This window comes from uncultured Campylobacter sp. (assembly GCF_937890585.1).
Classification (GTDB): domain Bacteria; phylum Campylobacterota; class Campylobacteria; order Campylobacterales; family Campylobacteraceae; genus Campylobacter_A.
This window is the reverse complement of the sequence record NZ_CALACG010000143.1, coordinates 1-13002: the sequence shown is the minus strand read 5'-3', so window position 1 is coordinate 13002 and position 13002 is coordinate 1. Positions and strand designations below refer to the sequence as shown.

The 13002-nt window shown below is 40.8% G+C and carries 9 protein-coding genes and 1 pseudogene; 4 read left to right on the top strand and 6 right to left on the bottom strand.

The window, feature by feature from the left end; all coding sequences use genetic code 11:
* Positions 1 to 1655 (top strand): thioredoxin family protein (locus Q0296_RS04165; RefSeq protein WP_298036885.1); only part of this gene is annotated, 1655 nt, incomplete at its 5' end.
* Positions 1656 to 1701: 46 nt separating this feature from the next.
* On the opposite strand, the gene fdh3B is transcribed toward Q0296_RS04165, so the two are convergent.
* From fdh3B to selA, 6 genes and pseudogenes are all read right to left on the bottom strand, one after another.
* A complete protein-coding gene (gene fdh3B / locus Q0296_RS04160; protein WP_103598598.1) occupies positions 1702 to 2262 on the bottom strand; it encodes a formate dehydrogenase FDH3 subunit beta in 561 nt (186 codons plus the stop codon).
* Between the two features lie 79 nt (positions 2263 to 2341).
* Positions 2342 to 5248: pseudogene (locus Q0296_RS04155) on the bottom strand (formate dehydrogenase subunit alpha); the annotation flags it as partial.
* Between the two features lie 11 nt (positions 5249 to 5259).
* Positions 5260 to 5466, bottom strand: coding sequence for a twin-arginine translocation signal domain-containing protein (locus tag Q0296_RS04145; RefSeq protein ID WP_087579573.1), 207 nt, complete (start codon positions 5464 to 5466; stop codon positions 5260 to 5262).
* A gap of 278 nt (positions 5467 to 5744) precedes the next feature.
* Entirely contained in the window at positions 5745 to 6452 is a 708-nt protein-coding gene (locus Q0296_RS04140; RefSeq protein ID WP_298036878.1) for a thioredoxin domain-containing protein, read from the bottom strand.
* Positions 6453 to 6505: 53 nt separating this feature from the next.
* On the bottom strand, positions 6506 to 8326 hold the full coding sequence (gene selB / locus Q0296_RS04135; protein WP_298036876.1) for a selenocysteine-specific translation elongation factor: 1821 nt from the start codon (positions 8324 to 8326) through the stop codon (positions 6506 to 6508).
* Positions 8323 to 9648 (bottom strand): L-seryl-tRNA(Sec) selenium transferase, encoded by a 1326-nt coding sequence (gene selA, locus Q0296_RS04130; RefSeq protein ID WP_298036873.1) that lies wholly within the window; start codon positions 9646 to 9648, stop codon positions 8323 to 8325. The genes selB and selA overlap by 4 nt, the downstream gene beginning before the upstream one ends.
* Positions 9649 to 9802: 154 nt before the next feature.
* Here selA and Q0296_RS04125 point away from each other — a divergent pair, with 154 nt between their 5' ends.
* From Q0296_RS04125 to Q0296_RS04115, 3 genes are all read left to right on the top strand, one after another.
* Positions 9803 to 11479 (top strand): 4Fe-4S binding protein, encoded by a 1677-nt coding sequence (locus tag Q0296_RS04125; protein ID WP_298036871.1) that lies wholly within the window; start codon positions 9803 to 9805, stop codon positions 11477 to 11479.
* Complete coding sequence (locus Q0296_RS04120; RefSeq protein WP_298036869.1) at positions 11472 to 12185, top strand: molecular chaperone; 714 nt, start codon at positions 11472 to 11474, stop codon at positions 12183 to 12185. Before Q0296_RS04125 ends, Q0296_RS04120 begins: the two co-directional genes overlap by 8 nt.
* Positions 12186 to 12316: 131 nt before the next feature.
* The gene (locus Q0296_RS04115) at positions 12317 to 12916 is read left to right on the top strand and encodes a DUF6803 family protein (protein ID WP_193798449.1); all 600 of its coding nucleotides are present in this window, start codon (positions 12317 to 12319) and stop codon (positions 12914 to 12916) included.
* Positions 12917 to 13002: the final 86 nt, after the last annotated feature.

The following is a 13002-nucleotide window of genomic DNA, read 5'->3' as shown; positions in this document are numbered from 1 at the left end:
GTCTTGCTCCCAATACCATTGAGCTTCAGCATCAAATAAAGATAGAGGGAAGTGACATAAAGGACGAAGAAATTTTAGACAAGAAAGAAAATTCCGAAACTCCGAAAGATGCATCCACAGATGAAATACAGGCTTCGCAGACATTGGCTGAAAACCAAAAGTTAGACACGAAAAACCTAAAAATACAAGGGCTTGATTATAAAAATCCTCTTGTTCAGTGTAGTACAGAGCAGACTGCGAATACAGATGAGAGCTATTGGACTTATCTATTTTTAGGCTTTGTAGGAGGGATTATCGCTTTGCTTACGCCATGCGTTTTCCCTATGGTGCCTTTGACAGTTTCTTTCTTTACCAAAGGAGCAAAAGACAAAGCGAAGGGCAGAAGAGATGCCGTTCTCTATGGTTTCTTCATTCTGTTGATTTTTACTTTGCTTAGTTTGCCATTTCACCTGATAAGCGGCGTTGCTGGAAATATTTTTAATGAAATATCTACCAGCGTATGGCTTAATTTGGCATTTTTTATCGTGTTTGTTTTCTTTGCGGGAAGCTTTTTTGGATATTATGATATAGCGTTGCCAAGTTCCATAGCCAATAAATCTTCAAAGGCGGAAGAGGCAGGAGGAATCGTAGGAATATTCTTCATGGCGCTTACCTTGGTGATTGTTTCATTCTCATGTACAGGGCCTATTCTAGGGTCATTGCTGGGAAGTGCAGTAACGGGTTCGTCTAATGTGCCTATGTTGCTGACTTTTGCTTTGGCAGGTTTTGGTTTTGCTTGGGCGATTGTTTTCGGGTTGTTGGCACTGTTTCCACAGGCATTGCAGTCTTTGCCGAAGTCAGGAGGCTGGATGAATACGCTGAAAGTAGTGCTGGGCTTCATAGAACTGGGATTGGCGCTGAAATTCCTTTCCAAAGCCGATTTGGTAGCGAAAACAGCATTTCTAAAACGAGAGCTGTTCATTGCCATTTGGGTGGTTCTTACCATTGGTTTGGTATTGTATTTATTTGGATTGATAAGATTCCCTCACGATGATAAAAAACCAAAAATTTCCCTTACGAGAAAATTATTTGGAGCAGCTGGAATAGGCTTTTTGGTGTATTTGGTTCAAGGATTGATACCGAGCGACAGGCCGAAACTTTCTATGCTGAGTGGAATTTTGCCGCCGCTCAATGTAAGCTATTTTCATAATGAAAAGGATGGGATTTTGGGAATACACCCTATCCATGACTATTTCGAAGCGGTAGAATTAGCAAAAAAAGAAAACAAACCTATTCTGATAGACTTCACAGGACACGGCTGCGAAAACTGCCGAAAAATGGAGGAATTCGTTTGGTCACAGCCCGATATTTTACCGATTCTTCAGAACGAGGTGGTTTTGGCTTCTCTTTATATAGATGATAAAGATGAACTTCCGCAAGACCAGCAGATGAAAATAGACATGGGAAATGGGCAGATGAAGAAGATAAAGACAATAGGCGACAGATGGAGTATGTTTCAGCAGATAAATTTTGAGAACAATTCCCAGCCGCACTATGTTCTGGTAACTCCTGATAATAAGGTGATTAACACGCCTGTCTCTGGATACATGGACAAAGAAGATTTCAAGAAATTCTTGGAATGCGGACTGAAACATTACAAAAATCATAAAAAATAATTTAAAATTTATAAATTTAAAAGGAGAGCAAGCGCCCTCCTTAGTGTTATACGTTTAGTCCTGTATTTCTTAGCATAACGCGTTTGCGATATACATTTGAAACCTCAGCAGCGTCGCCAACTAAAAGCGCGTTTGTAGAACAGATAGCCGCACACATAGGCACTTTGCCCTCAGCCATTCTGTTTTGACCGTAAAGCTCTCTCTCTTCGTGTGAATTTGTTGGCTCTGGACCGCCTGCACACATGGTGCATTTATCCATTACACCTTTTACGCCAAATGCCCCGTCTTTAGGGAACTGTGGCGCACCAAATGGGCAAGCATATAGGCAGTATCCACAGCCTATGCACTTGTTTTTATCGTGAAGCACGATGCCATCAGCTCTAATGTAGAAGCAATCAACCGGGCAAACTTGCTCGCAAGGTGCGTCGGTGCAGTGCTGGCACGCGATAGTAGTTGAGACCTCTTTGCCCTCGATACCATCGTGAAGCGTGATAACCTTTCTTCTATAAATTCCAACTGGAAGCTCATGAGCAGAAGAGCAGGCGACTTGACATCCAAAGCAGCTGATACATCTATTAGTATCTACAAAAAATTTCATTCTTGCCATTTTTCTCTCCTTACTCTTTACCTAGTGCGTCTCTCTCGCCATACTCGTGATAAAACGATGTTTTAAAGGTGTTCTCCTCAGCTTTTTCTATGCGGCAAAGACCTGCGTTAAATTCTGAAATTTGAGTAACAGGGTCAAATCCGTAGTTAGTAACTGTGTTAAAGCTCTCGCCGATAACATAAGGCTTAGTGCCCTCTGGGTAGCGAGCTGAGAGATCGACACCTTGCATAACGCCAGCGAAGTTGTAAGGCATACAAATTCTATCTGGAGTTACCATATAGCTGTGATAGCACCTTACTTTGATCTTCGTGCCTTGTGGGCTGTGGATCCACATCATATCGCGATCTTTTATGCCGTATTTTAAAGCAAGCTCAGGATGGACGTTAGCAAACATCTCAGGTGTGATGGCTGAGAGATATTTACTTGTTCTTTCGATCATTCCCGCACCACTTAAATTTACGACGCGTTGCGTGCTAAATACGATAGGGAACTCTTTTGACCAGTCTTTTGCTTGTTGCTCTGACTTAAATTTAGTAGAAACACGGAAATTTCTAGCTTGATCATCAAATGTCGGATACTTTTGGACAAGATCCCAGCGTGGTGAGTGGATAGGCTCTCTATGTTTTGGAATAGGATCAAGAAATTCCCAAACGATAGCTCTAGCCCTTGCGTTACCATACGGCACGACCCCTTTTTCACGGCATTTTTCTAAGATGATACCGCTGTAGTCCATGCTCCAGCTAGGTCCTATCTTAGCTTTCTCTTCTTCAGTTAGAGTGATGCCTAGGACTTTTTCTATATTATCTTTAGTTATTTGTGGGTAGCCACCTTTTATGGCTGAGCCAACTAAAGTTGCCTCTTCGCTAGCTAGCTGGCTAACGCCGTTATGCTCTAAGCCAAAGCGGTTTCTAAAGCCAGAGCCGCCCTCTGCATAAGACTTGCTCATATCGTAAAGTATCGGTGTGCCAGGGTGTTTTTCATCCCATGCTGGCCATGGCTTGCCGTAGTACTCACCTTTTACTTCACCACCAAGACCTATTAGCGTATCTGGGTCAAATTTATCCCAGTTTGCTTGGTGACGTCTAAACATCTCAGCAGTTCTGCCGCCATAACCGATAGAATTTCCAACCCTTGCTATCTCATTTGTCGCATCATCTGGCCATACAAAGTCATCTTTTACTTGTTTTAGCTCTCTATCTACGACAGCCATCTTCATGCCTTTTACATATTCATCGTAAAAGCCAAATTTCTTAGCAAATGCAAACATTACTTCGTGATCGCCCTTGCTCTCATAAAGTGGATCAACGACTTTTGTTCTCCATTGTCCTGAGCGGTTTGTAGCGTTTAGGTGACCTTCGTTTTCAAAGGCAGTTGCCACTGGCAAGATATAAACGCCATCTTTTCTATCTGAAAGGATAGAAATTTCATTTACAAATGGCTCAGCAACTACGATCATATCTAGTTTTGAAGCCGCTTCTTGAATTTTAGCTAGGTGCGCCATAGACGTAAGGCCAGTTCCTTGAACCCAAAGAACTCTTAACGCGCCACTGCTAAAGGTATTTTCCTCTTTTAAGACGCCTTGCCACCATTTTGAAAGTGACCAGCCTTTTTCATTTCTCCAGTTTCTATCCTCTGGATTTTTAGGATCGTGGTAGTAATACTCTTCAAAAACAGTGTTTTTAACTGGTGTGCCGCCTTGTTTTGGCTCTTTAGTCGAAACTGCAAAGCGTTTTACAAACTCGTCATAATCAACGCCCCAGCCTTTGCAGTAGTACTTCCAAGCCGCGTCAGTTAGTCCATAATACATCGGCAAGCTATCTGAGAGGTTACACATGTCGGTTGAGCCTTGAACGTTGTCGTGACCACGGATGATGTTACAGCCGCCACCTGGTTTGCCCATGTTGCCTAGGATTAGTTGAAGGATAGGTAAAATTCTCGTATTTGAGCTACCAACTGAGTGTTGGGTGATACCAAGCGCCCAGATCACTGTGCCTGGTTTTGTGTGAGCTAGGATATTTGCAGCCTCTATCAGCTTATCAACTGGCACGCCTGTAACGTCAGATGTGACCTCTGGTGTCCAGTGCTCAGCCTCTTTTGCTATCTCGTCGATGCCGTAAGTTCTATTTTTTATAAATTCTTTATCTTCCCAGCCATTTTTTAAGATGATGTGGATAAGCCCATAAACAAGCGCTATATCGGTGCCTGATCTTTGTCTTAGGTATAGATCAGCATGAGCGGCTGATTTTGTAAAATTTGGATCAGCTACGATCACCTTTGCGTTGTTTCTATCTTTTGCTTGCAAAGTGTGCTTCATACCGCCAACTGGATTTGCCACAGCTGGGTTTGCACCTATTATAAATATACATTTTGAATTTGCAGCCATATCTCCAAAGTGGTTTGTCATCGCGCCATAACCCCAAGTATTCGCCACACCGGCGACTGTTGCGCTATGTCAAATTCTTGCTACGTGGTCGTTGCTGTTTGTGCCCCAAAACGCAGCAAATTTTCTAAAGTAATATGCTTGCTCGTTGTTAAATTTCGCAGATCCTAAGAATATAACGCTATCAGGACCATCTTCTTTACGGATCTGAAGCATCTTATCGCCGATCTCATTTACAGCCTGATCCCATGAAATTCTCTGCCATTTGCCATCAACCTTTTTCATAGGATATTTGATGCGCTGTTTGCTATGCGTAAGGTCGATCTGATCGATACCTTTTGAGCAGTGTGAGCCTTGAGATATAGGGTGAAACATCGCCATATCTTGGCGAACCCAAACACCATCTTTTACCTCAGCCTCGATACCACAGCCCGCTGAGCAAATAGAACATATCGTTCTTACCTTTTTTGAGCCAGGGAAAGGATCTTTTATCTCTTCCGCGCTTGCCTGCCTGATCGTATCATTTTTTCCAAAAGCCATTGTAGTGCCTGCACCTAGTGCGGCTAGCTTTAAAAATGAACGTCTTCCTATACGTGCATCACTCATGGTTTTCTCCCTTAGTATGCGATTTTATAGTAGGTTTCCCAGTTCTTGCTTTTTTTATAAAGCACCTCTTTTTTGTTAGACTTGCCCACGACGACGCCATTGCCATCAGGAGCTAAGTCATCACTAGTTGTTTTTGCTATTGCAGAAACTGCGAGTATTCCGCCAGCAGTACCAACTTTTAGAGATTTTTTAAGAAAATCTCTTCTTGATCCTTGCATTTTTTCTCCTTACACCTCAAAAATTTGAGAAATTTGGTTCAATAATATGTAAAATTTGCATATTTAGAATTTCTAAAATATCGCAAATAGCCTATTTTAGGGCATTTTATAACCCTAGAACATAACTATGTAAATTTAGCATATTTATAAAATAATAAAAGTAAATATATAATATTAATTGTATTTGTTAAGTATTTACTAAAAATATAGTTAAATATACTTTAAATTTATGAAATTTATTTGTAGTAGAAATTCTAGGGAGAGCTCCCTAGAAAATGTTATTTTAGATCGCTTTTATTTACGATAAATGGCACTGATCTAACGCCAGCTGCAAAGTATTTTTTGCGGAGATTATCGATCTTTGCGACATCTTCTTCGCTAACGCTCTTATCATCTACGTTGTAGTCTTCAGCGTAGTATTTTCTTAAAATTTTAACCTTATCGCTGTCACTCTTAGCATCTTTTGCATCTTTGTAGATTAGCGAGCTTTTTTGAAGTGATGAGATGTCATGCACTGGAGTTAGGACGATCTCAACGTTGCTATCTTTTAGTGTTGTCTCGATCTTTGCTAGCTCAGCTCTGCAGTATGGGCACTCAGGGTCTGAAAACATTATGATAGTTGGCTTTTTAGGATCGCTACCAAGAACGATGATGTTTGCCTTGTCTTCATCTTTATAAATTTTAGAAATTCCCTTTGCGATGACCTCTTTTTTCACTTCAGCTAGGTATGATTTTTGCTCTTTTAGATCGATCACGTCTGGGAAGATGAAGTCGCCTTTTGTAAATACTATCTCATCTTGTGAGTTGCCATCTTTGCTTAACTTTACAACGACAGCTTCGATGTCGCCTGCAACTTTGTGACGATCAGCTACCTTTACTTTTACGCTGCTATCAACCATTTGAGAGTAGAACTCCTCTATTTGCTTATCGCTTGCTGCCATTAGGCTAGTTGCCGCGATGATTGAGGCTAAGATCACTTTTTTCATTTTTATCCTTTTTAAAAATTTGGCGGATTATATTTGCTTTTTGTAAATGAATACTAACCGCGAAAAATCCTATCATTTCCCTGCTTCATTATGTCACTCTCAAGATCGAGCTGCTCAAGGTAGGCGATTATATATTTTCTACTTAAATTTAGCTCATCTTTTGCGTTTGTGACATTTACAAAGCCTTGATTTTTTATGATCTCTCTTAGTTTATCAAGTGCCATTTTTAGTGAATTTCTAGTGATAAAAAGGTTATGCTCCAGCCTTATGACCCTGCCCATTGCGGTTAGTTTTTTAAGAGCATTATCGCCGCTAACCCTATCGATCTCTAACTCATCATATATATTATATGGCGCAGTTGGAGCAAGCTTACCACTTTCCAAAATTTCATAAATTTTCTCTTCAAGCCTTACTTTTAGCTTGCTAAGATCAACGCCTTTTTTGGTATAGACGCCACTATCTTTTGCGATTAAATTTATACTTTCAAGCTCATCAAGCGCTTTTTGGGCTAAATTTTGGCTAGCCCAAGCAAGTTTTAGACTGATACTTTGAGCTGAAAAGACAGCAAATTCATTCTTTTCTATCATAAATTTAATGGCTGATTTTATCCGCTCAACCGCGCTTAGATCGTAGATATTTAAAGCCTTTTCATCGACAAAGACGTTTGAGACTTTTTTGGCTACATTTACTGCATCTTCGTGATTTAGACCAAATCTTTGATAAGAAGAGATGATGCCAAAACCATTTTTATGGGCTTCTTTAAGTATAGAAAAGGCTTCAACAAAATCATGCTTTAAAAGCGAGGCTAAAAAGAGAATTTTGCCAGCCTTTTTTAGTGGCTCAAGCACAGGGTTTAGCACCCTACCACCGCCTATCACACGTGCGTCTGAGATAAGAACAAAGGCCTCGTCAAATTTCAAAAACATATCGCTTTGAAATTTAAAGGTGACAAAGTAGCTATCATCTTTTTGGCTAAGGATTAGCACCTTTGCGGGGACGTTTTTAGCGCCCACGCAAAAGGTCACGCTTTGAGAGTGGATGAGATTTTTTGCAGTTACTACCGCATCAACCTCTCTAAATCCCCTAAAAAAGCCCTTTTTGCTAAGTAGCTGCCCCTTTTTTAGCTCGCTAAGCTCGATACCTGTTAGATTAAGCGCCACACGGCTGCTAACACCTGCGCGCTCTACGAATTCATCGTGGCTTTGCACGCTTCTTACTAGCACCTCTTTGCCAGCGTCGTAGTTAAAAAGCTTCTCATTTTTGCTAACGCTTCCCTCTATAACGGTGCCAGTTACGACGCTACCGATACCTTTTAGGCTAAAAACCCTATCGATGTAGTATCTAAAAACGCCCTCCTCATCGCGCTTTTTAGCTCTTAGCGTAAAGAGATAGTTTCTAAGCTCATCGATGCTTGCCTTATCCTTTATACTAACGGCAAAAATTTCTAAAATTTGCAGGTTTTTAAATTTAGAAATTTCATCTCTTATCTCTTTTTTTCTTAAATTTATAGTGGCCTCATCGACCAGATCACACTTTGTAAGCGCTACGATCACAGATTTCACGCCAAGAAGATTTAAAATTTCAAGGTGCTCCAAGCTTTGAGGCATAAGGCCGTCATTTGCCGCCACCACAAACAAGCACGCATCAAAGCCATATGCGCCGCTTATCATCGTTTTTATGAGATTTTCATGTCCTGGCACATCGATAAATGCGATATTCTCATCATTTTTGCTTAAATTTGAAAAGCTTAGATCGATCGTTATGCCACGCTTTTTCTCCTCTTCAAGATTGTCCCCCTCAAAGCCGTTTAGCTCCTTTATAAGCGCGGTTTTTCCGTGGTCGATATGCCCTGCTGTTCCTATTATTAAACTCATTTTTCTTCCGTTTCATTTATTATTTTTATTAGCACTTCTACGTCCTCATCTAAAAGCGATCTAAGATCGAGCATAAATTTGTCATTTTCTATGCGACCGATCACCTTTTTTTGCCTAAATTTTAGCTCGTTTAAATTTGCCTCTCCACTAAATGCAAGCGCCACACTTGGGATCTTTTTATTTGGCATAGCACCGCCCCCTACAAAGGTAGAAGTGCGCACTATCTCAAGCGGATTTTTTAAATTTTTATTTATAAAATTTGCTAAGCCTTCAAGTTCTTTTACACTTTTGTGAAGCAGTTTTTGCGTTGTGAGTAGCTCAAATTCTTTATTTAGATAGGCTTTCATACTCTCAGCTAAAAGTGAGATGATCACCTTATCAACACGAAGCATTCTTAAAAGCTGGTTTTTCCTAAGCTTTGCGATGAGCTCTTTTTTGCCGACAATGATGCCGCACTGCACCGCACCAAGCAGCTTATCACCGCTAAAGCTAACTAGCGAAACATCTTTTAAATTCTTTAGATCTGGCTCGTTTTTGTCTAAGTTAAATGGCAAATTTCCGTAAAATCCACTGCCAAGATCAAAATAATCTATCAAATTTCGCCTGCCTGCTAGCTCGCTAAGCTCATTTGCCGAGCTCTCTTCGCTAAAGCCAACGATGTCAAAATTTGAGCGATGAACCTTTACAAGCATCGCCGTCTCTTCGCTGATCGCCTCTTCGTAGTCCTTTAGCCTAGTTTTGTTTGTAGTGCCGACCTCTTTTAGGATGCAGCCTGCATTTGCCATCACCTCTGGCACTCTAAAACTACCGCCGATCTCGACTAGCTCGCCCCTGCTAACGACCACCTCCCTGCCCTTTGCAAAGGTGTTTAGCACTAAAAATACAGCGCTTGCGTTGTTATTTACAACAATGGCGTCCTCAAAACCAAAAGCTCTTGCTATTAGCGAGCCAACGTAGTCATATCTGTTGCCGCGACTGCCTGTTTTTAGGTTATACTCTAAGTTTGAGTAGCCCGTGATAACAGGTGTCGCACGGCTTAAAATTTCTTTATCTATAACGCTTCTAGCGAGGTTTGTATGTATAGCAACGCCAGTTAAATTTAGCACCCTTTGAAGGCTAGCTTCGTTAAATTTATCATACTCATCTAGGATCAAATTTATTATCTCTTCGCCGCTAAAGCTAGCATTTTCATTTAAAATTTTAGCTCTAACCTCATCTAAAATTTGCCTTGCAAGCATAGTGACTAAACTCGTATCAAGTCCCGAAAATGCTTCGTTTTTTATGATCTTATCAACTTGTGGGATATTTCTTAAATCGTTCAATTTGCGCTCCTAGTAAGTTAGTTTTACCAAGACGTGATTTTAACATAAAAATATTATAAATTAAAACTTAGAGCAAAAAAAGAGGATATAAATTTCAGAGTCTATTAATCCCATTAATATTAGAATAAGCCCGTTTTTGATAATAGGAGAAACAATGAAAGAATTTGGCTTTTATAACGATTTTGACGACGCTTTGATGCTAAACGAGCAGATAGAGATCAACAACGAAAATGGCGACTATCTAGTCTCAAACTCTCCAAAGCTAAAAGCAAACATCATCGCACCTGAGATAAATTTCTACCTGAAAAACACCACCGCAAGCGTCTTAGAAAAAGCCAAAAATACCCTTTTACTATACGAGGCAAGAGCGAGCGCCTTTGATATGGCAAAGGATGTGGATTACGAAAAAGAGGTCGGCAAAAATGTTGTGATAGTAAGCAACTCAGGTCGCGAGGAGCTAGCAAATTTACTAAAAGAAAATGGCTACAAAGTGATAGAGCTTACGCATTTTGAAGTCAAATTTATATACGGTGCAGCTGGCGAGCTAAGCGTTTTGGTGCTTAGAGCTGATGATGAGTTTGAGGTTGATTGCGACTTTTTCTTGGTTGAAAACGCAAGGGACTATATGCTAAAACAAAGCGGCTGCTACGAAATTTCAGGGCTAAAAGATGAAAAAGTGCTTGAAATTTTAAATGCAAAAAGCCCAAAATTTAGATACAAAAGCTTTACTCAATACGACTCATCAATCTGTCAGTATCACGAGCGCAGAAGTGAAATTTGCGGTCGCTGTGCCGATGTTTGCCCAACGGTTGCCATCCTAAAAGAGGACGAGACAAAGCACCTCGTCTTTTCACAGATAGATTGCACAAACTGCGGAAACTGCATCAGCGTCTGCCCTAGTGGCGCGCTCGACTACACACTAATGCCACAAAGCTCATTTGCCACTATCGCTAAGCTTTACAAAGGCAAGATCCCACTCATCGTGCCTGAGGAGATGAGCCTAGATGAGCTAAATGTGAGCCTACCAGAAAATGTCCTGCCTTTTGCCATCTCAGCCGCTCACTTCTTAAGCCAAACACACTTTTTGACACTTCTTCAAGAGAGTGGTTCGAGTGTGATTTTATATAGCAAGAGCCTTGGCAAGGGCGAAAAAGACGCCATTAGCATCTTAAATCAAATTTATGAGCTTAAATTTAAAGAGACCGCGATCTACCACGCAAAAGACAAGGCTGGCCTTGAAAATGCGCTAAAAAAGGCTAAACTAATTGATGGCTCACAGCACTCCATAACAGAATACGCACTGCCAAAGAGAGAAATTTTTGCTAAAAGGCTTGAATTTATCGTAGGCAACGATGATCTTGGAGTTGTAAAAACTGGCGAGGAGATGATCAGATATGGCGAGGTCAAGATAAACACCGAGACCTGTACGCTCTGCCTTAGCTGTGTTGGAGCTTGTAACGTAAGCGCTTTGATAGCTGATAAAAAGACAAATTCGATTTTATTTAACCCAAGCGTTTGCACCGCCTGCGGCTACTGCGAGCTAAGCTGTGCCGAGAAAAACACCATCTCGCTTGAGGTCGGCAAAATCACTCTTAAGCCTGAGAGCTTCGTTTATAGCGAGCTTGCGCATGACGAGCTATTTGCCTGCGTGGAGTGTGGAAAAGAGTTTGCGACTAAAAAGGCGGTCGAGAAGATCGCAGCGATCATGCAGCCACGTTTTGGCAACGACAGAGCCAAGATCAAGTCACTTTACTGCTGCGCTGACTGCAAGGCAAAGATCATGGTGCAAGCCCAACTAAACGCGATGAAAGAGGATTTATTAAATGGATAAAAATATCATAAAAGCAAGGTCATATTTTTACGAATTTTTAGCATATCCACTCTTTTTTCACACGAGCGATGAAGGGTTTGCGAGATGGAAAGAGCAGCTTAGCTACCTAGCGCAAAATCCTTTGAGCGAGCAAAGTGCAGAGGCGTTTGCAAATTTAGATAAATTTAGCTTTGATGAGCTTGCAAGCGAGCAAAATGACGTTCTTTTTGGCTTTACAAATATCCCTTTAAGCGCCTCATTTTATGAAGAGGGTAGAGATAACGGCGCGGCTAGACTTAGGGTGATAGAGTGCCTAAAACTTAGCCCATATAGGCGTGATAAGGAGCTTTGCAAGGATAGCGAGGACTACGTTGGATTTATATTTTTAGCGATGGCGACATTTTTAAATGACGAATTTAACGGCGCAAAAAATATCAGCGACAAGCTCTTTGGCGAGACTTTAAATTTATTTATAGATGAGTTTGGCTCGCTACTTTTGGCTCATAAAAATGCAAATTTCTTCCGCTCGTATGCGATCATTTTAAAAGACTTCATCGAGCTTGAAAGAGCTGTTTTAAGTGTAGAAGCACCTGCTAAGCCACAAGGCGATAGCGTCGCGGTTGCTGCGCTTAAAAAAGAGCCTTATCAAAGCAAGATGCCAACTTTTAAAACAAAACTTCACTGGGAGGAATTCTCCCCAGTCATCTCACACGAGTTTAAAGACTAGCTTAAATTTACTCTTAGCCTAGCTAGGAGTAAATTTAACATCCGCTTAGATCTCACAACTATTCTCAATATTTTATAACTATCTTAACCCTTCGGTAGTAAATTTCTTTAAATTTTTACAAAGGATTTACAATGGTAATGACACACTACATGGAGCTTTTATCGCTCAATCAGCCTTACAATCTAATCCTCTACATGGTGATACCTATGGGGCTTGCGGAGCTTTTAGTGGCGATGGAGTTTTTCACGATGTATCACATGGATAGCGGCAAAAACGCTGGCTTTAAGGCTGTTAGTAAATTTGTTGGCATAGTGCTTGGGGTCTATTTTACAGCTCTTGTGATCTACTTTTTAGCAAAAATTTATCCAACCATAAAATGGCGCGGATATGCCGATGTCATCGCTATCTACTCATATCTCATCGGCGTCATCCCACTTCTTGGCATCGCGCTTTTAGAGCTAAATTTGATCTATAAAAACGCAAGCGAAAGAGCAAAGCTAAAGCTTCATTTTTGCCTGCTTATCTTCTTCTTGATCGTAGGACACGTCGCTATGATATTTGGCATGGTTGATCCTACTATAACAGGCTACAAAGCTGAAAATGGTGCGATGGATATGCAGATGAATATGCCAATGAACATGCCAGAAGGTATGCCAATGCATGATCACCACAATATGATGATGCAAAATATGAGTGATGATAACTCAACTAATATGCATATGCATCACTAAATTTAAAGGCTTTTTGGCGCCTGCTAAAAAACTTTTACTCTAAATTTCTAAATTTACTCTTTAGAGCTAGCTAGCAAGATCTCTCT